15 protein-coding genes and 1 pseudogene are annotated in these 18,131 nt (G+C 70.9%); 8 read left to right on the top strand and 8 right to left on the bottom strand.

Annotation, left to right across the window (positions count from 1 at the left end; genetic code table 11):
* Nucleotides 1–59 precede the first annotated feature (59 nt).
* Nucleotides 60–506 (top strand): MarR family winged helix-turn-helix transcriptional regulator, encoded by a 447-nt coding sequence (locus AFR_RS29020; RefSeq protein ID WP_023560377.1) that lies wholly within the window; start codon nucleotides 60–62, stop codon nucleotides 504–506.
* Entirely contained in the window at nucleotides 478–1,236 is a 759-nt protein-coding gene (locus tag AFR_RS29025; RefSeq protein ID WP_023560378.1) for a helix-turn-helix domain-containing protein, read from the top strand. The genes AFR_RS29020 and AFR_RS29025 overlap by 29 nt, the downstream gene beginning before the upstream one ends.
* A gap of 9 nt (nucleotides 1,237–1,245) precedes the next feature.
* Here the strand turns inward: AFR_RS29025 and AFR_RS29030 are convergent, their stop codons facing one another.
* Nucleotides 1,246–2,013, bottom strand: a complete 768-nt coding sequence (locus AFR_RS29030) for an SDR family NAD(P)-dependent oxidoreductase (protein WP_023560379.1) — start codon at nucleotides 2,011–2,013, stop codon at nucleotides 1,246–1,248.
* A 107-nt stretch (nucleotides 2,014–2,120) separates the two neighbouring features.
* On the opposite strand from AFR_RS29030, the gene AFR_RS29035 reads away from it, so the two are divergent.
* Nucleotides 2,121–2,726 carry a TetR/AcrR family transcriptional regulator gene (locus AFR_RS29035; RefSeq protein WP_041841221.1) on the top strand — a complete coding sequence of 202 codons (606 nt, stop codon included), beginning with the start codon at nucleotides 2,121–2,123 and terminating at the stop codon, nucleotides 2,724–2,726.
* Between the two features lie 88 nt (nucleotides 2,727–2,814).
* Nucleotides 2,815–3,759: a DUF5996 family protein gene (locus tag AFR_RS29040; RefSeq protein ID WP_023560381.1), complete on the top strand. Its 945-nt coding sequence runs from the start codon at nucleotides 2,815–2,817 to the stop codon at nucleotides 3,757–3,759.
* On the opposite strand, the gene AFR_RS29045 is transcribed toward AFR_RS29040, so the two are convergent.
* Nucleotides 3,736–6,468: a helix-turn-helix transcriptional regulator gene (locus tag AFR_RS29045; RefSeq protein WP_023560382.1), complete on the bottom strand. Its 2,733-nt coding sequence runs from the start codon at nucleotides 6,466–6,468 to the stop codon at nucleotides 3,736–3,738. The two genes, AFR_RS29040 and AFR_RS29045, sit on opposite strands and share 24 nt — an antisense overlap.
* A 122-nt stretch (nucleotides 6,469–6,590) precedes the next feature.
* On the opposite strand from AFR_RS29045, the gene AFR_RS48620 reads away from it, so the two are divergent.
* A complete protein-coding gene (locus AFR_RS48620; RefSeq protein WP_041841222.1) occupies nucleotides 6,591–7,253 on the top strand; it encodes a PhzF family phenazine biosynthesis protein in 663 nt (220 codons plus the stop codon).
* A gap of 228 nt (nucleotides 7,254–7,481) precedes the next feature.
* On the opposite strand, the pseudogene AFR_RS48625 reads toward AFR_RS48620, so the two are convergent.
* The 3 genes and pseudogenes from AFR_RS48625 to AFR_RS29065 form a co-directional block, all read right to left on the bottom strand.
* Nucleotides 7,482–8,147 (bottom strand): annotated as a pseudogene (locus tag AFR_RS48625) (CPBP family intramembrane glutamic endopeptidase); the annotation flags it as partial.
* The gene (locus tag AFR_RS29060) at nucleotides 8,144–9,610 is read right to left on the bottom strand and encodes an alpha/beta hydrolase (protein ID WP_041841223.1); all 1,467 of its coding nucleotides are present in this window, start codon (nucleotides 9,608–9,610) and stop codon (nucleotides 8,144–8,146) included. The pseudogene AFR_RS48625 and the gene AFR_RS29060, both read right to left, overlap by 4 nt.
* Before the next feature lie 69 nt (nucleotides 9,611–9,679).
* Nucleotides 9,680–10,069 carry a DUF4760 domain-containing protein gene (locus AFR_RS29065; RefSeq protein WP_158510580.1) on the bottom strand — a complete coding sequence of 130 codons (390 nt, stop codon included), beginning with the start codon at nucleotides 10,067–10,069 and terminating at the stop codon, nucleotides 9,680–9,682.
* A 459-nt stretch (nucleotides 10,070–10,528) separates the two neighbouring features.
* Here AFR_RS29065 and AFR_RS45410 point away from each other — a divergent pair, with 459 nt between their 5' ends.
* Nucleotides 10,529–13,021 (top strand): GAF domain-containing protein, encoded by a 2,493-nt coding sequence (locus tag AFR_RS45410; protein ID WP_052359496.1) that lies wholly within the window; start codon nucleotides 10,529–10,531, stop codon nucleotides 13,019–13,021.
* Here the strand turns inward: AFR_RS45410 and AFR_RS29075 are convergent.
* The 3 genes from AFR_RS29075 to AFR_RS29085 are packed head-to-tail and all read right to left on the bottom strand — an operon-like array spanning nucleotide 12,987 to nucleotide 16,185.
* Nucleotides 12,987–15,128 (bottom strand): GAF domain-containing protein, encoded by a 2,142-nt coding sequence (locus AFR_RS29075; protein ID WP_023560389.1) that lies wholly within the window; start codon nucleotides 15,126–15,128, stop codon nucleotides 12,987–12,989. The two genes, AFR_RS45410 and AFR_RS29075, sit on opposite strands and share 35 nt — an antisense overlap.
* Before the next feature lie 9 nt (nucleotides 15,129–15,137).
* On the bottom strand, nucleotides 15,138–15,824 hold the full coding sequence (locus tag AFR_RS29080; protein ID WP_023560390.1) for a response regulator transcription factor: 687 nt from the start codon (nucleotides 15,822–15,824) through the stop codon (nucleotides 15,138–15,140).
* Complete coding sequence (locus tag AFR_RS29085; RefSeq protein ID WP_023560391.1) at nucleotides 15,811–16,185, bottom strand: response regulator; 375 nt, start codon at nucleotides 16,183–16,185, stop codon at nucleotides 15,811–15,813. The genes AFR_RS29080 and AFR_RS29085 overlap by 14 nt, the downstream gene beginning before the upstream one ends.
* Before the next feature lie 173 nt (nucleotides 16,186–16,358).
* On the opposite strand from AFR_RS29085, the gene AFR_RS29090 reads away from it, so the two are divergent.
* Nucleotides 16,359–17,204, top strand: a complete 846-nt coding sequence (locus AFR_RS29090) for an alpha/beta fold hydrolase (protein WP_023560392.1) — start codon at nucleotides 16,359–16,361, stop codon at nucleotides 17,202–17,204.
* A gap of 11 nt (nucleotides 17,205–17,215) precedes the next feature.
* Nucleotides 17,216–18,124, top strand: a complete 909-nt coding sequence (locus AFR_RS29095) for an alpha/beta fold hydrolase (protein ID WP_023560393.1) — start codon at nucleotides 17,216–17,218, stop codon at nucleotides 18,122–18,124.
* The last annotated feature ends 7 nt before the right edge of the window (nucleotides 18,125–18,131 follow it).

Raw genomic sequence — 18,131 nt, forward strand, 5'->3', positions numbered from 1 at the left:
CTTGTTCTAGTTCGAAACTAAACTAGTACGAGACTGTACCACCTGACGGAGGGACTTGCGTGGTGGTGGATGCCGCACGGCTGTGGACGCTGAACCACCGCCTGCTGACCGTGGTGCTCGACTCCTGCACGGCCGAGCTGGCCGAGCTGGGACTCGAGACCAAGGAGTTCTTCGTGCTGGCCGAGGTGGCCGCGTCGCCGTACCCGGCCGAGCTGGCCGCGAAGCTGGTGATCTCCAAGGCCAGCATGACCGGCTACGTGCGCAACCTCGTCGCCAAGGGTTTCCTGCGGCGCGAGATCGACGACGCGGACCTGCGCCGCCAACGCCTCATCCTGACCCCCGAGGGCGTGACGGCGCGCGACCAGGCGTTGAAGGCGCTCGCGGCCGGCTTCGAGCTCAGGCTGGCCAGAATCACGCCCGCCGACCGCTCCGAGCTGCAGCGCATCCTCCTCGCCCTGCTCGAGGAAGGGGCCGGCCATGACCTGGAGCACTCGGGAGCTCGCTGAACTCGCCGGCACCACGGTGAACACCATCCGGCACTACCACCGGCTCGGCCTGCTCGACGACCCGGACCGCCGGTACAACGGGTACAAGCAGTACGACGTCTCGCATCTGGTCTGCCTGCTGCGGATCCGGCGCCTCGTGGAGCTCGGTGTGCCGCTGTCCGAGGTGGGCGTGGCGAGGTCGGCCGGCGACGTCCCGCCGGAGGTGCTGCGCCAGGTCGATGCTCAGCTGGCCGCCGAGATCGAGCGCCTGAGCAGGGCCCGGGCCGACATCGCCGTCATTCTGCGCGACGGCGCACCGGCCGACACCCCCGCCGGCTTCGAGTCGGTCGCGCCCCGGCTGTCGACGGCCGACGCCTCGCTCATCCACGTCTACTCCCGGCTCTACGACGACGACGCCATGAAGGACCTCGTGCGCATGGTGGAGACCGACACCGACCCCGTCAACGCGGAGATGAACGCCCTGCCCGTGGACGCGGACGAGGCCACCCGGCAGAGCGTCGCCGAGAGGCTCGCACCGGTCATCGCCCAGAACCTCCTCGATTATCCCTGGCTCAGCGATCCGGCCGCGCACCTGTCCAACAGCGAGCAGGTCACCCAGAAGACGTTCGTCGATGCGGTGTCCACGCTCTACAACGCCGCACAGCTCGACGTGCTCACCCGGGCCAGCCTCCTCGCGCATGAGCAGGTGCGCCGGACCCGGGCGGGCGAGCAGGACGCCGACGTCGATTGACCGGCCGGCTCAGAGCGCGGTGCCGCCCGAGGCGTCGATGACCTGGCCGGTCACCCAGCGCCCCTCGTCGGAGGCGAGGAAGGCGATGATGCTCGCCACGTCCTCCGGCTCGCCGAGCCGGCCGAGGGCGACCCGGGCAGCCTGCTGCGCCGCGAGTTCCGCGTTGTCACGCAGGTACTGACTGTTCCTGGTCATGACGACGCCGGGTGACACCGAGTTGACGGTGATTCCCCGCGGGCCCAGATCCAGAGCCAGATCCAGCGTGAACGTGTTCAGTGCCGCTTTGCTGACGCCGTAGGCCAGCAGTTCCGGGCTCCCGACGGTGGCCGCGAGGCTGGAGATGTTGATGATCCGGCCGCCGTCGCGCAGTCGCGGCAGCCCGAGCTTGGTGATGAAGAGCGGCGCCTTCACGTTCACCGCGATCACCTGGTCGAACTCGTCCTCGGGAAGGTCGGCCAGCCGGGCGAAGCTGCCCTTGGCGGCGTTGTGGACGAGGATGTCGATCTTGCCGTCGGGGACGAACTCCCGACCCGCCTCGTCGAAGGTTTCCCAGAAGCGAGCCGCATCGCCCGGCACGCCCAGTTCCGTACGCACGGCGAAGGCGCGGCCGCCGTCCTTGAGGATGCGCTCCACGGTGTCGCGGGCCGCCTCTTCGTCGTGGCCGTAGCCGACGCCGACGGTGGCGCCGTCGCGGGCGAACCGTTCGACGGTCGCCCGGCCGATGCCGTGACTGCCGCCGGTGACGAGCGCAACTTTGTCCTGCAGTGCTGCTGACATGACCGCTCCTTTGTTGAATGATCGCTCAACAGGCACCGTAGCGCGTTGTTGAGTGATCGTCCAACAACCGGTGGGCAACTTTTGAGCGATCGCTCTAGAATGGCGGCGTGGAGACTTCAGAGGTGCGGCGAGGCCGCCCACCGACCTTCGACCGGGCGGCGGCGCTGGCGGCTGCCACCCGTCTGTTCTGGGAGAACGGGTACGAGGCAACCTCGATCAACGACCTCACCCGGGCGATGGGCATCCGGCCCGGCAGCCTCTACGCGGCCTTCGGCGACAAGCGGGCGCTCTTCAACGAGGTCGTCGAGGCGTACGGCCGCTCCCCCGCCGGAGAGTTCATCTGGGCCGCCATGGCCAGGGAGCCCACGGCCTTCAACGCCTTCCACCGCATCCTGCTCGACGCGGCGGCGATGTACACCGACCCGGAAACGCCGGCCGGCAACCTGCTCTGCAGCGCCGCCGCGGCCGACACCGACGTCGCCACCTACATGCGCGACCTGCGCAACGCCAGCGTCGCCACCTTCGAGCAGCGCCTGAAGACCGCCCAGGACCAGGGCGAACTACCGGCAACGGCCGAACCTCGCAAGCTGGCCGCGTACTTCACCGCCGTGATCCACGGCATGTCCCAGCGTGCCCGCGACGGCGCCACGGCGGCGGAACTCACCGACACCGCGGAACTGGCCATGGCCGCCTGGCCGGCACCGACCGATTGACCGACCGATCCACCGAGGGCCGCAACACCGGACAATCGGGGCGTGAGGCGCCGCCGCCCGGGTGGCGCGTGAAGGACGTGAAAACCGGATGACCAGCCCTGCAACACCGAGCTGGCCGAGCCTGCGGGTCTCGGACTGGACCGCCACCCGCGACACCCTGCACATGTGGACCCAGATCGTGGGCAAGATCCGGATGGCCCACACGCCACTGCTGAACCACTGGTGGCAGGTGACCCTGTACGTCAGTGCCCGCGGTTTGACGACCTCGGCCATCCCGCACCGTACGGGAGCCTTCGAGATCGAATTCGACTTTGTCGGCCACCAGCTCGAGGTCCGCAGCAGCACCGGCGACACGCGGAGCCTGCCGCTGCGGCCGATGCCGGTCGCCGAGTTCTACACCCGGATCCTGGCGATGCTCGGCGAGCTCGGGATCGAGGCGACGATCCGGCCGCACCCCAACGAGGTGGACCCGGCGATCCCCTTTGCCGAGGACTACGAGCACGCCTCCTACGACGCTGCTGCGGTCACGCTGTTCTGGCGGCAACTGCTGCAGGCCAACCGCGTGATGAGCGAGTTCCGGTCGCACTTCGTCGGCAAGGTCAGCCCGGTGCACTTCTTCTGGGGAGCGATGGACCTGGCCTGCACCCGCTTCTCCGGGCGTCCCGCGCCGGCACATCCCGGCGGGGCCCCGAACTGCGGGGACTGGGTCATGGTCGAGGGCTACTCGCAGGAGCTGTCCAGCTGCGGCTTCTGGCCCGGCGGTGGTGAGGAAGGCGCTTTCTACTCCTACGCCTACCCCACCCCTGACGGCTTCGCCGATCAGACGGTCCTTCCCGAGGGAGCCTTCTACAGCAAGGAATTCCAGCAGTTCCTGTTCCCGTACGAGGCCGCGCGCGCCGCACCCGACCCGGACCGCGCCGTCGCCGAGTTCCTCCGCAGCACCTACGAGGCCGCCGCAGATCTCGGGCAATGGGACCGCGCCGCACTGGAGGACAACCCCGCCCGATGGTCAGTCGGCCGGTCGGAGCCGTAGACCCGCGGCGAAGTCGATCCGGGCCAGCTCGGCCCGCGAGGTGATGCCCAGCTTGGGGTAGACGCTGGCCAGGTGGTGGCCGACCGTACGGGGACTGATCAGCAGCTGTTCCGCGATCTCGCGGTTGGTCAGACGGTCCGCCGCCAGCGCGGCGACCCGCAGCTCCTGCGCAGTGAGGCCGGCCGCCGCCGCGGGACCAGGCGCCCGGGAAGAGGCCGGCCGCTCGGTCAGGGCGTGCTCGCGCAGCGCCCGCGACCGCAGGGCCACCGCACCCAGGCGGTCGAAGATCTCGGCTGCTTCGGCGAGCTGGTACCGCGCGTCAGCCCGGCGCCGTGCGCGCCGCAGCCATTCGCCGTACAACAGCCGCAGACGGGCGTACTCGAACGGGTCCGCCCCGACCCCGTCCAGGGCGGCCCGGAACGAGTCCTCGGCCGCCGGTGTCCTGCCGTGGGCCAGGGCGCGCAGACGGTGGGAAGCCGTCCGAACCCACGGCGCGTCCGTACGCTTGGCCCACCGCTCCATCCTGTCCACCTGAGCCTCGACGAGGCCGGTGTCACCGGCCTGCACCGCCGCCTCGACGGTGTCCACGGCGGCGAACAGCGCAAACGTCGGGTGGGCGGCCTCGTGGACGGGGTCGGCGAGACATCGCAGGTCGCTCAGCGCCTCCTGGGGCCGGCCGTCGAACAGCGCCGCCCGCCCGCGGTGCCAGTACGCCGATGCACTGAGCGCTCGCACTCCCCGCGGGACCGAGACCTCCAGGATCTGCGTGGTGTGCTCGGCGACGGCGCGGCTGTCGCCCCGGGCAGCGGCCAGCAGTCCCAAACACGAGTGACACTGCGCCGCCACGTGATCCGCCCCGGCCTCGCCGGCCAGCTGCAGCCCTTCGGCCGCCGAGGCCTCCGCGGCGGCCCACCGGCCCGCGGCGAGGTCGAGCACCGCGGTCTGGGCCAGCACCATGGCCAGGGCGGCGAGTTCGTGCCGCCGCCGCAGCTGCGCCGCCTGTACGCGCAGCACATCGAGCAGTCCGCCCTCGATCCCCCAGGCCTGGACCAGCGGCACGGGCGGGAGCAGCGTCCACGCGGCCGTACCGAGCCGGCCGACCGTCCGGCTGTCCAGGTCCAGAGAAGCCGGGGTGATCTCACCGCTCTCGTCGTAACACGACCACCAGTTCCGCAGCACCGGCACCAGCTCGGCCAGCGCGTCCTCGCCGTCGGTGCGTACCGCCCGCACCTGCTCGAGCGCCTCCTGCTGCAGATCGGGCCGGCCGGCCGACCACGCCGCACGGACCGCCACCGTTCCCAGCTCGATCGCGCGAACGGCGTCGGGGACCTCGGCCATGTCGTACACCAGGTAGCGGTGGGCACGTTCGGGAATGCCGTCGGCGAACTCGAGAAGGCCGCGCAACCCGCCGCTCAACCGCACGACGGCCCGCTCGCCGCACAGTCCCTCGGCCTCGTCGAGCAGCTGTCGCGCGGCCCCGGCGCGGCCGCCGTCCCACGCGGCACGGGCGGCAGCGGCCAACCGGCGCCCCGCGTCGGCCGATGTCGGCGAGAGCTCCGCCGCCCGGCGCAGCGTGCGTACCGCCACCGGACCCGCACTGCGCCGCAGGCACTGCTCGGCGGCCTCCTCCAGCAAGGCGGCGACTTCCTCGTCCGGCCCGTCGGCGGCGGCGGACAGATGCCAGGCACGTTCGGCGACGGCATCCCCGGGCAGAGCCGCAGCCAGCGCCCGGTGCGCGGCCTGCCGGTCCGGGAAAGAGGCGCCGTCGTACACCGCGGCCCGGATCAGCGGGTGCCGGAACTCCAGCCGGTCGCCGGTGGCACGGATCAGACCGGAGCGCAGCACCTCGTCCCAGGTGGACGACCCGGCACCCCACTGCGCCCCGGCACGCTGCACAAGATGCCGGTCGCCTCGGTCCTCGGCCGTGGCCAGCAGCAACAACGCCCGGGCCGGCGGCGTCATGGCGGCAGCCCGGTCACGGAACGCCCGCCGCAACCGCGGCCCCACCTCGGGCGGCGCGTGGTCATCGCTACCGTGCTCCAGCGTGGCCAGCTCCTGCAGCGCCAACGGGTTGCCCCCGGCCGCGCGGACCGTACGGTCGACCAGCGCCTCGTCAGCACCCGGCACTGCCGCGGCCACGAGCTTGCGGGCGTCGTCCTCGGCCACACCCGTCACCGCCAGCGCGGGCAGCGTCTCCCATGGTCCGGAGGCGGGATCCTCGTGCTCGGTGAGCAGGACAACAACCGGCTCGGCCGCCACCCGCCGCGCGAGAAAACCGAGGCACTGCGCGCTTGCCTCGTCGACCCACTGGGCGTCATCCACGACCACGAGCACCGGACGGTCCCGGGCCAGGCCGGACACCAGCGACAGCACGGCCGCCCCGACGAGAAATCGACCGGCCTGATCCCGGCTCATCCCCAGCGCACCGCGCAACGCCGCGGCCTGCGGGGCGGCGAGCGTCTCCAGCCGGTCCACCACCGGCCACAGCAGCTCGTGCAACGCCGCGAACGGCAGCTCCGACTCCATCCGCGTGCCCCGGCACCGCAGGACAACGGCATTGGACGCAGCCGCGACGGCGTACTCGATCAGGGCACTCTTGCCGATGCCCGGCTCACCCCACAGCACCAGGCCGGACCCCGAGCCGTGCGCCGCCCGCGCCAGCAGCCCGTCGAGCACGGCGAGCTCGGCACGCCGCCCGAACAGCTCCATCGTCACGCCCCCCAAGCTCGCCCCGAACTCTACGACCCTCAGCCGCGCTCAGGGCCGGACACTGAACGGGGCGTCAGTCGTGAACGCTGGTGTCGCCGATCACGGTGCTAGCGTTGCCGCCCATGCCGGAGATCCATGTGGTGCGTGTCTTCTGTGGGCCCGGGGGCGTGCACGGGAACCAGCTCGGCATCGTCCCCGACGGTGGTGAAGTGCCGGACCGCTCCGATCGGCAGGCGCTCGCGGCTCGTCTGGGGTACAGCGAGACCGTCTTCGTCGACGATGCCCGGACCGGCTCGGTCGACATCTTCACGCCGAGCGTGCGGCTTCCGTTCGCGGGCCACCCGCTGGTCGGCGTCTCCTGGTTCCTGCACCGGCGCGGCGTACGGCCGGAGATCCTGCAGCCGCCGGCCGGTGCCGTGCCCACCTGGGACGAGGGCGAGTTCACCTGGATCCGCGGGCGCGCCGAGTGGGCGCCCGGGCGGCTCCTGCAGGAGTACCCCTCGCCCGCCGCGGTCGAAGCGCTGACCTCACCACCGCCCGGCGACGGCTGGCTGTACGTGTGGGCGTGGCAGGACCGGGCCGCCGGCTGTGTGCGTACCCGGGGATTTCCGCGCCGCGGTGACGGGATCACCGAGGATGAGGCGACGGGGGCGTCAGCCGTGGTGCTCACCGCGGCTCTCGGCCGGCCGCTCGACATCACTCAGGGCCGGGGATCGCAGATCCTGACCCGCCTCGGCCCGGACGGCACCGTCGACGTGGGCGGCCGGGTAGTCGCCGACGACTGACAACCCGCGGGAGCGTGATCGGTTCGCCCGCTCGCGGAGCCAGACGAAGGCAAGCACCCCCAGATTCACCGCGGCCAGGACGAGCAGCGACGGACCGCCGCCGGCGCCCTCGGTGCGGTTGACCACCAGGGAGCCGCCGTCGGCCAGGAGCACGTTGACCGTGGTCGTGACCAGGTTGTTCGCCACGTGGAAACCGGTGGCCGCCTCGAGGCTTCGGCTGATGCGTCCCATCAGCGCCGTGCACACCGAGAGCAGGACGTAGTAGCTGATGAGCCAGGGATCGCCCGCGCCGTGAACGGCGGCGAACAGGAGGCTGGAGACCACCAGTCCGGTCAGGAACGCCGGCTGCACGGCGCGGACCCACGACCCCGCGGCCGGGAGTACCGCGCCCCGGAAGATGACCTCTTCGCCGGCCGACTGGATCGGCGTGGACAGGAGCACAACGGCGAGCAATGCCACGGTGGTTCCGCTGACACCGAAACTCATCCATCCCGGACCATCGGGTACGACGACCGCCACGACGGCGACACCAACGCCGACGAGCACCGCCGATCCGGCGAAGTAGGTCGCCAGGCGCCGCAGGGCGAAGCGCCCCGGAGAGCTGAAGATGCGGCGCCACGGGACCTTCGCGAACCGGGAGACCAGCACCACGGCAAGCAGCGCGGTCAGGCCGGTGCTCAGATTGGCCGCCAGAAGCTTGAGCGGGGTGAGCGTCGACTCGAGCGGGTCGCCGCCCTCGACAAGACCGGCCAGCAGGTACAGCACGAGCTGCAGCAGGAGCAGCGTCAGGGGCAGCACGGCGATGACGATCAGGGACTTCCACCACGCCATCCGGATGTGCGTACCGAAGGGCCTGGTGTCATCGAGCGAAGCGGTCGGGTCGGTCGAACTCATCGACCGGCCTCGGCGGCGCAGGCGAGGTCGCGGTGCGGACGGTGCCCGGTGGTCAGGAAGGTCGTCACCGTGGTGTTGGCGCACATGTTCGCGGCAAACAGCAGGTAGGCGCCGTGACCGCCCTGGTCGGCCGTGACCATCCGTGCCCGGCTGCCGAGGGCTTTCCTGAGCTCGCGGGCTCCGACCAGCGGCGTTCCCGGATCGCGCAGGTTCTGCACGAGGAGCACGTTCGACGGCCCGCGGTCACCGATGCGCACCGGCGGCTCGACCGGCGACGGCCAGAACGCGCACGGGTTGATGTTGGCCGCAGCCGCACCGATCAACGGGTGCGCCACCCGCTGCACCGCAACGTCGCGCTGGTACGTCCGCACCGACCTCGGCCAGCTCGAATCACCACAGATGACGTGCAGGCGGCTGGAGATCGTATTGTCGATGTTGGTCAACGGCGGCTCGGCCGGCAGCGGCTGGTCGGTGTCGAGGGCCTGCCACACCGCGGCCAGCGTGGGCATGCCCGCGTCGCTGTAGAGCAGGTCGAAGGTGGTCCCGCGGAACAACGACCCGTCGATCCCCTGCACCGGCGCCTTCTCCAGCCGGGCGGCGAGCTCGAAGAACTTCGCGCGCACCTGCTTCGGCGTGGTACCCAGCCCGTACTGCGGATTGGCGGCGGCGAACTTCGCGAAGTCCGGGAACCGGTCCTCCAGGCCGCGGCCGAACCTGCGCTGCGCAGTGCGGTCGTACCCGCCGGGGCCCAAGTTGCTGTCGAGCACGAACCGGTCACTGCGCTGGGGAAACAGCGTCGTGTAGACCGCACCGAGGTAGGTGCCGTACGACGTACCGAGGTAGGAGATCTTGGGCTCGCCCAGCGCTTCGCGGATTCGGTCCATGTCCCGGGCGGTGTTCGCGGTGGTGATGTGCGGCAGCAGCGCGGCCGTCTCCGACGTCACGCACTGCCGGGCGATCGCCTTCGCGATCCGGGCGTCCTTCCGCACGTCGGCGGCGCTTTCCGGGTACGGGAGGTTGCGCCGCGCGATCTGCTCCGGCGTCACGTCACAGGTAACCGGCGTGCTGTGGCCGACACCGCGCGGGTCGAAACCGATCACGTCGTAGCGGTCCTGGACGCTCTTGGGCAGAGGCTGCGGCGACAGGTTGCTGGCGAGCAGACCGGGATAGATCAGCCCTCCGGCGCCGGGGCCGCCCGGGTTGGTCAGCAGCACACCGCGGCGCTGCGACGGGTCCTTGCTGGCCAGGCGCGAGACCGCGACGTCGATGTGGCGCCCCTGTGGCTTCCGGTAGTCCAGGGGGACCTGGACGGTGGTGCATTGCAGGCCGGGTAGTGCGCTGTCGGCCGGGCACGGTCCCCACTTCAGACCGCTCTGTGCCGCTGCTTGCGACACCCCGATGATCGACACCATCGACATCGCCGCGACCGCCGAAACGAGCACGGCCGACAAGGTTCTCCGCATCTGACATCCCCACTGAAGCTCGCCGGACGAATAGGCGAACCCAGTGGAAACCCTGTCCTCGCAACCAGGTCAAGGTCGTGGAGCTGTGATGCCGGCGCCGCCGCTCGAAGTTGGCTCAGCGCTGGCTACCTCCGGCTGCGTGTGGCCAATTGCACCCGACCCGATCGCCAGCTGCTCGAAGTAACGCCAATGAGTGTCGTTCTTGAACCGTTCCCGCAACGCGGCAATGTGCGGACCGGCAATCCGGTACGTCTCCTGGATGGACGACGTCCAGCCATCGGCTATCAGTTCCTCGCTGGCCATCTTCGACTGGACGAACATCCCGGCCACATCGAAGTTGTTGCAGCGAAGCGAAACCGCCGATTTCTGTTCCTCGCTCCACGCCCCGTAGGGGATCTCGCCCATGTCCCGCAGCACCACAGCAGCGGATCTCATCTCCGGCGTCGTGAGGAGTTTCACGACCTCCATGGTCCCCTGCGCAAGCTGCCCACTCTGGGCCGTCTCCACTTGCCGACCCGCATGTCTTGCTTGGCGGCCATTGACGAGCAGAGCTATGGCAACGAACACCGTGGAAACAATCTGCGAAACAGCGAGTGCAGTTCCCAACGCGGTCCAATCGACGAATTGCCCGGCCTGCAGATCCGGAATAGCGCGTCCACCTACGGTCGCATACGCATGTCGACGTGGGAAGTCTCGTGCAACCGACTCGCCGCCACCGCCGCGTTCACCAAGAACCCTCCATCTCGCCAGTTCTGTATGAGCAACATCTTGAGTCACTTTGTCTGAGGCGTCCTAGGAGGGTGGGTGGCGGTCACTCCTGGTGGAGTGGCGGGACGGTGAGCCGCTGTGTGAGGCTGCCCGCATGGACATGTTCGCTCGGGTCGGGGACGCGACACCTCCATGGGGGACGGCGCTCCGGTGACTGTCCCCGCCGGCGACGACGCGACCGACGGTCAACTGGATGCTCTGCGGCGTGTGGCGGAACTGATTGCCCGGGGAGCCGGACGGACGGCCGTCCTGGATGCCGTTGTTGCGGAGGCTTACAGCCTGTTTCCGGTCGAGTTCACCGCGATTCTCCGGTACGAGCCGGGCGGCGCCGCGTCGATCGTGGCGGTACATCACGGCCCGCCTGGCCTGTTGGTCGGTGAGCGTGCTCCGTACATTCCGCAGGGCCTGGTTCTGCGAGTCTTCGGCTCGGGCCGGCCGGCCCGGGTCGAGGCGTACGGCGACCTGCCTGATCGCGGGCTCGCCCGCATGCGGGAGCTGGGCATCAGCGCCGGGGCCGCGGCGCCGATCCGGGTCGACGGACGCCTCTGGGGTGTGCTCACGGCGATGACACAGTCGGGTCCGGTCGTCCCGGGCCTGGAGCACCGCCTGGTGGAGTTCGCCGAGGTCGCGGCGGTGGCGATCGCCAGCGCCCAGGCGCGCGCCGGGCTGCGCCTGATCGCTCCGGAGCAGGCGGCGTTGCGCCGGGTGGCGGAGGCCATGGCACACGGCGGCGCGGAGCAGCAACTGTTCGACACGGTCACCGAGGAGGTCAGCGCGTTACTCGGAGCCGAGGGGGCCACGCTGGTTCGCTTCTCCGGGAGACGTGCGTCGGTCATCGCTACGGTGGGCCCGGCGGTCGAAATTGCGGAGGACGCGGTCGCTGCGATCCTCCGGACACGGCTGCCGGTGCGCCTGGACACGTCCGGCGGACCCGGATCTGAGCAGGCCGGAGCGGGTGACGGGTCAAGCGTCGCCGTGCCGATCATGGTGAAGGACCGGCTGTGGGGCATGCTCGGCGTGAGCACCACCGGGCATCAGCTGCCGGCGGACACGGAACGCCGGTTGGGACAGTTCACCGAGCTCGTCGCGACGGCCGTGGCCACCAGCGAGGCCTGGGCCCGGGCCGAGCAGCTGGCCGGTCATCAGTCGGCGCTGCGCCGGATCGCCGAGCTGGCGGCCCGGGACGCCCCGGGCGAGCAGGTGCTGGAGGCCATCACGGTGCAGGCGGCGAAGCTCACCGGTGTTCAGTTCACGGCCATTCTGCGCTTCGAACCCGACGGGTCCCGCGAGATCATGGCGCTCAGCGGTGCTCCGGCCGGCCTGCGACCAGGTATGCGCACACCCGCCAACGACGGTGCCACCGGTCGCGTCTGGCGTACGAATCGCACCGCCCGGGTCGAGGGCCTCGACGACGTCGGAGGGCCGTGGGCTCAGATCGCCCGCGACGCCGGATTTTCCGCCGGCACCGCCGTTCCGATTCGGATGCACAGCCGGCTCTGGGGCACTCTGGTCGCGGTCGGGCGGACCGAGCCGCTGCCCGCGTCGGTGGAGGACGATCTCACCAGCTTCGCCGAGCTTGCCGGCACCGCCATCTCCGCGACCCAGGCCCGCAACGATCTTCGTGCTCTGGCCGACGAACAGGCCGCGCTGCGCCGCGTCGCTGAACTGGTGGCCATCGGCACGGCCCTCGACGACGTGTTCCAGGCGGTGGCCGGCGAAGCCGCGAAGCTGCTGGGCAGTGACCACGCGAGGTTGCAACGGTACGAACGCGACGGGACCACGGTCACTGTTGCCGCCTACGACGCGGGAGCGGAGACGACCCTGCGCGCCGATCAGCAGGTGACCGTTCCGGTGGTGGTCGAGGGGCGCGTCTGGGGCGATCTGACGGCCGGCACCACCGGGCGGGCGCTGCCGGAGAGCATGGAGGAGCGGCTGCGGCAGTTCGCCGGGCTCGCGGCCGCGGCCATCGCCAACGCCGAGAACAAGGCGCATCTCACGGCATCGCGCGCCCGGGTCGTGGCGACCGCCGACGAGACGCGCCGGCGGCTGCAACGCGATGTCCACGACGGTGCTCAGCAGCGACTCGTCCACACGATCATCGCGTTGAAGCTGGCCCGCGCCGCCATCGCCCGCGGTGAGATGCCCGGTGCCGAGGTGAGCGAGGCGCTGCAGCACGCCGAACGGGCGAACGCCGAGTTGCGTGATCTCGTGCACGGCATCCTGCCCGCCGGTCTGGCGCAGGGCGGGCTGCGCACCGGCCTCGAGTCGCTGATCGATGACCTCAGCATCCCGGTCGACCTGCGGTTCACTGCCCCGCGGCTGCCCGCGCAGACCGAGATCACGGTCTACTTCTTCGTCGCGGAGGCGCTGACCAATGTGGTGAAGCACGCCCGGGCGAGCCGCGCCGGCGTCACGGTCCAGGTGGACGGCACCCTGCTGGCGGCGGAGGTCCGCGACGACGGGATCGGGGGCGCCGATCCGTCCGGCGGTAGTGGGCTCACCGGGTTGTCCGACCGCATCCAGGCCGCCGACGGAACGCTGGCGCTGATCAGCCCGGCCGGAGGGGGCACCACGGTGCGGGCCGTACTGCCGCTTCCCGGCACGGACGTCAAGAGCCTGCCCGGGTACGCGTCGGCAGGATGACCTGCACTGTCGTGCCCGCCCCACGGGCGCTGCGAAGCGTCAGGGTGCCGTCCAGCGCTTCGACCCGGTCGGCCAGGCCGGTCAGACCCGAGCCTCCCCGGGGATCGGCGCCACCGACGCCGTCATCGATGACCGCAACCACGAGCTGATCCGCTGCCCCCGCGACGGTCACCCGCACCCGCGTGGCTCCCGCGTGCTTGACGACGTTGGTCAGCGCCTCCGCGACGACGAAGTACGCGGTCACCTCGACGTCACTGGGCAGTCTCTCCTGCGGCTGGGCGCTCAGGTCCAGGTCCACGGGTATCGGGGCCGCGGTGACCAGTGAGTCGATCCCGGCGCGCAGGCCGCCGCGGGCCAGGGCCACCGGAAGGATCCCGTGCACGATGTCGCGCAGTTCCACCGTGGCCCGTTCGGCGTGCTCGAGTGCTTCCCGCATCATCTCGACGGTGTCCTGGCCGCGGTCCGCCGCGTCCAGGCCGAGCTTGAGCGACAGGACGGTCTGCACGAGCCGCTGCTGGGCGCCGTCGTGCACGTCGCGCTGCAACCGCTGTCGTACCTCGTTGGCCGTCGCCACCACTCTCGCCCGCGATGCCCGTAGCTTCTCCTTGTTCTCGGCGTTCGCGATGGCGGCGGCGGCGAGTTCGGCGAACTCGGCGAGCCGGTCCTCGGCGTCGGCCGGCGGCGGCTCGCCGCGGGTGGCGGTCGCCAGCCCTCCCCACAATCGCCCTTCCACCACGATGGGCACGGCCACCAGCGCACCGACGTCGAACTCCCGCGCGTGATCGGCCGACTCGGTATCGTCCAGGGTCGTGAACCGCAGCGGCCGCCGGGCCCGCATCACCCGTGCGCCGGCCGAGTCGCCGTCGGCCCGGCTCCGGAAACCCACCGGTACGGAACTGCGGCACGTGGCGACGACCGTGCAGTGGGTGCCGTCGTACCGGAAGAGGTCGGCCGGTGATTCGCCGAGGATGTTCGAGGCTTCGGTCGCAACGGCGTCGAACACCTCGGCCAGGACCGCTCCGCGGGCGACGAGCTCGGCGACGCGGCGCAGAGCGGCCTGCCGGGCGGCGAAGTGTTCGAGCTCGGCGCGCGCCTCGACGTTGGCCAGGGCCGACGCGACCAGCTCGGCGAACTTGCCGAGGCGCTCCTCGGTGTTCGCCGGCAGCCGCCGGCCCTCGTTCACCGCGCCCAGGGCGCCCCACAGCCGACCGTTGACGATGATGGGAACCGAGACGCTCGACCCGATGCCGAGATCCTGGCAGTAGTAGCTCCGGTCGGGGAACAGGTCGTAGCGGTCCAGACGCGCGGGTTTCAGCGTACGCATCATCTCGTTGGAGGTGCCGCCGTCGTCGACGGGGACCGTGTATCGGGTGCCGACCGGGACGGGACCGTTGCAGTGGGCGAGCACCGTGAAGGTGCGGTCGCCCTCGTAGCGGACCAGGGTGGTCGCCTCGTCCTGGATGAGGCGGGCGGCCTCGGTGGCGACGGCCTCGAAGATCTCGGTCTGGCCGGCCTGGTGCGCGACCAGGGCCGCGACCCGCAGCAGGGCCGCCTGCTCGCCGGCCAGGGTCAGGAAGCTCTCGCGGGCGGCCGCGCTCACCACGGCGGCAGCGACGAGCTGGGCGAACGTCATCAGGCGAGCCTCGGTGCCGGCGGGTAGCGGACCGGTCCTCGAGCTCACGCTCAGTGCGCCCCACAGGCTTCCGTCCACGATCACCGGAACGGCCACGACGGCCCGTACGCCCAGATCTGCTGCCGTCGTCCCGGCAATGCCGGTGTAGTCGTCGATGCGCTCGGCGCGGCCCGACCTCCACATCCGGGCGGCGACACCGTCAGCGCCCTCCAGGTGCAGCCGGGCGCCGACGGGAACGTGGTCGCCGGTCTGCGCGACCACGACGGAGTCGGTGCCCCCTCCCTCGAACCTCGTCAGCGCGATGAGGGCGTCGCCCAGCAACGCGGAAGCCTCGGTGGTGACGGCCTCGAACACCCGTTGCGGTCCTTCACCGGCGGCCACCAGCGAGGTGATCCGCCGCAGGGCGGCTTGGCCGTCGGCAGGAGAAGGCGTGCCGACGGAGCGCACCAGCCGAATGCGACGCGGCAAGATCATGGGGGCGGGTCACCGTCGGCGATCATCGGTGCGCAGGTAGGTCAGCACGGCTTGGACGCGACGGTTCTCGCTGTCCAGCGGAGCGATGCGCAGCTTGCGGAAGATCGCCGTCACATGCTTCTCGACCGAGGCGTGGCTGATGAGCAGGCTCTCCGCCACTCCCAGATTGGACAGTCCCTCGGCCATCGCCGCGAGCACGGCCAGCTCGCGGGGTGTCAGCTGTTGCAGGGGACCTTCCCTGGTACGGCGCCCGAGCATCCGGGCGACCACTTCCGGATCCAGGGCGCTGCCGCCGGCCGCGACCCGGGTGACGGCATCAACGAACGCCGTCACGTCACCCACCCGTTCCTTGAGGAGATAGCCGACCCCCTCGGGCCGCTCACCGACCAGGTCCATCACGTACGCGGGTTCACAGAACTGCGACAGGATCAGCACCCCGATCCCCGGTGAGCGCCGGCGCAGCTCCATCGCCGCGCGCAAGCCGTCGTCGGTGAACCCGGGAGGCATGTGCACGTCGGCGACGACGACGTCCGGGCGATAGGCGAGCGTGCGGTGCAGCAGGTCGTCGGCGTCGCCGGACCGGGAGACGACCTCGAGACCGGCGTCGGTGAGGATGCGGGCCACACCCTCGCGCAGCAGGACGTCGTCCTCCCCGATCGCCACCCGCAGCGGGCGGCCGGCGTCAGTGCTCGTCATCGGTCCGGTCCTCGATGAGTCGTTGCAGAGCCGGGCTCAGCAGCTCGTCCTTGGGGAAGAAGCCGATCGCGCCGGCCCGGGCGGCAGCCGCGCTGTTCGACGGGTCGGCGTCCGAGGAGAAGATGACCACGCGCACCGCCGGATGATCGACCCGCAGCTGCCGGGTGAGGGCGAACCCGTCGCCGTCGGGCAGGCCGATGTCGACCAGAACGACGCCGGGCTGCCGGGCCAGCGCAAACGCGAGGGCCTCGGCGACCGTGCCGGCCTCACCGATCACGGTGTGGCCCCAGCTGCGCAGGATGCGCACGACGAGTCCGCGGACGGACGCGTCGTCGTCGACGACGAGGATGGAGCCGGGCATTCGCTCATGGTCTCAGCGCGGCACCCGGCGTGGCGGTAGGGCTGACCGGAAATCTGACGGGTGGCCCGGACTTTTCCTCCGGTGAACACTCCCCCGGTTGTCCGGCTGACCGTCCTGGTCAGCTCCTGCGTCCTTTGCCAGGGTCGACCGAGACGGACAATCGAGGAGCGTTCATGTCCACCATCTCTGTCGGCACCGAGAACACGACGTCGATCGACCTCTACTACGAAGATCACGGAAGCGGACCGGCTGTCGTGCTGATCAGCGGCTGGCCGTTCGACAGCCGCTCCTGGGAATCGCAGATCCACCCGTTGCTCACCGCCGGCCACCGGGTGATCGTCTACGACCGGCGCGGTTTCGGCCGGTCCAGCCGACCGGTCGGCGGCTACGACTTCGACACGCTGGCCGCGGACCTCGACAAGCTGCTCACCGCACTCGACCTGCGCGAGGTCACGCTGGTCGGGTTGTCGCTGGGCACCGGCGAGGTCGCCCGCTACATCGGCGTCCACGGCACCGGACGGCTCAGGTCGTGCGTGTTCATCGAGAGCCTCGCACCCTCGTTCGCCAAGTCCGCCGAGAACCCGAACGGTGTCGACCAGGCCGGCGTCGACGGCGTCCAGCAGGCCATCCTGCACGACCGGCCGGCCTGGCTGACCGGCCTGCTCGGCGACATGCTCAACCTCGACGACCTGCTCGGCAGCCGCGTCAGCGAGGAAGCCGTCCGCAACCTGTGGAACGCCGGCGCTGACGCCTCCCCCGAGGCGACCTGGGCCTGCCCGCAGACCTGGCTGGACGACTTCCACGACGACATCAAGCGGGTCGACGTCCCGGCGCTGGTGCTGCACGGCACCGCCGACCGCATCCTGTCGATCGACGGCCAGGGACGGCGCATGCACGCGGCCCTGCCCGACGCGCACTACGTCGAGATCGAGGGCGGACCGCACCTGATGTGTCTGAGCCACGCCGACGAGGTCAACCGCGAACTGCTCGCCTTCCTCGCCACCGTGGCGGCGCGGTGAACGGAGAACCGATGTTCGACGGGTTCGCGCGGCACGACCTGCAGACCTCCCGCGGACCGATCTTCGCCCGGGTTGCCGGGCAGGGGCCGCCGGTGCTCCTGCTGCACGGTTATCCCCAGACCCACGTCATGTGGCACACCGCCGCGGACCTGCTGCAAAAGCACTTCACCGTCGTCGTGGCGGACCTGCCCGGGTACGGGGAATCGTTTCGGCCCGTGCCGGCGGCGGACCACACGCCGCACTCCAAGCGGGCGCTCGCCGTGGACCTCGTCCAGGCCATGGGCTTACTCGGTCACGAGCGGTTCGCCGTGGCGGGACACGACCGGGGCGGCCGGGTCGCGTACCGGATGGCTCTGGACCACCCGGACCGGGTGACCGCCGCCGCGGTCATCGATGTTGTGCCCACCGGTGACGTGTGGGCCCGCGCCGACGCGAAGATGGCCCTCGGCTACTGGCACTGGGCGTTCCTGGCCCAGCCGGCGCCGCTGCCCGAGCGTCTCATCGCCGCCGACCCGGACGCCTTTTTCGACTTCCACGTCAGGGCCCTCGGTCTCGGGCGCGCACCGGACCGGTACCCGGCCGACCTGATGGCCGGGTACCGCGCACTGCTCGATGACGCGGGCACCGTCCAGGCCATCTGCGAGGACTACCGGGCCGGCGCCGGCGTGGACCGCGAGCACGACGACGCCGACCGGGGCGTCCGCAGGATCGAGTGCCCGCTGCTCGCCCTGTGGAGCGCGAACGGGGCACTGCCCCGCTTCTACGGCGACGTGCTCGACGTCTGGAGGCCCTGGGCCGACGACGTCACCGGGCAAGCGATGCCGGCCAGTCACTTCGTCGTCGAGGACCAGCCGGAGGCGACCGCCGAGGCCCTCACGGAGTTCCTGCTGCGCAAGCCGTCAGCTTTCCCGATCCCCTGACCCGGAG

This window comes from Amorphoplanes friuliensis DSM 7358 (assembly GCF_000494755.1).
In the GTDB taxonomy this organism is placed as follows: domain Bacteria; phylum Actinomycetota; class Actinomycetes; order Mycobacteriales; family Micromonosporaceae; genus Actinoplanes; species Actinoplanes friuliensis.

Bases quoted from the DNA above. Each gene is read 5' to 3' on its own strand.
- AFR_RS29025 (WP_023560378.1), top strand. From the start codon at position 478: ATGACCTGGAGCACTCGGGAGCTCGCTGAACTCGCCGGCACCACGGTG.
- AFR_RS29030 (WP_023560379.1), bottom strand. From the start codon at position 2,013: ATGTCAGCAGCACTGCAGGACAAAGTTGCGCTCGTCACCGGCGGCAGT.
- AFR_RS29040 (WP_023560381.1), top strand. From the start codon at position 2,815: ATGACCAGCCCTGCAACACCGAGCTGGCCGAGCCTGCGGGTCTCGGAC.
- AFR_RS29045 (WP_023560382.1), bottom strand. From the start codon at position 6,468: ATGGAGCTGTTCGGGCGGCGTGCCGAGCTCGCCGTGCTCGACGGGCTG.
- AFR_RS48620 (WP_041841222.1), top strand. From the start codon at position 6,591: ATGCCGGAGATCCATGTGGTGCGTGTCTTCTGTGGGCCCGGGGGCGTG.
- AFR_RS29060 (WP_041841223.1), bottom strand. From the start codon at position 9,610: ATGCGGAGAACCTTGTCGGCCGTGCTCGTTTCGGCGGTCGCGGCGATG.
- AFR_RS29075 (WP_023560389.1), bottom strand. From the start codon at position 15,128: ATGATCTTGCCGCGTCGCATTCGGCTGGTGCGCTCCGTCGGCACGCCT.
- AFR_RS29080 (WP_023560390.1), bottom strand. From the start codon at position 15,824: ATGACGAGCACTGACGCCGGCCGCCCGCTGCGGGTGGCGATCGGGGAG.
- AFR_RS29085 (WP_023560391.1), bottom strand. From the start codon at position 16,185: ATGCCCGGCTCCATCCTCGTCGTCGACGACGACGCGTCCGTCCGCGGA.
- AFR_RS29090 (WP_023560392.1), top strand. From the start codon at position 16,359: ATGTCCACCATCTCTGTCGGCACCGAGAACACGACGTCGATCGACCTC.
- AFR_RS29095 (WP_023560393.1), top strand. From the start codon at position 17,216: ATGTTCGACGGGTTCGCGCGGCACGACCTGCAGACCTCCCGCGGACCG.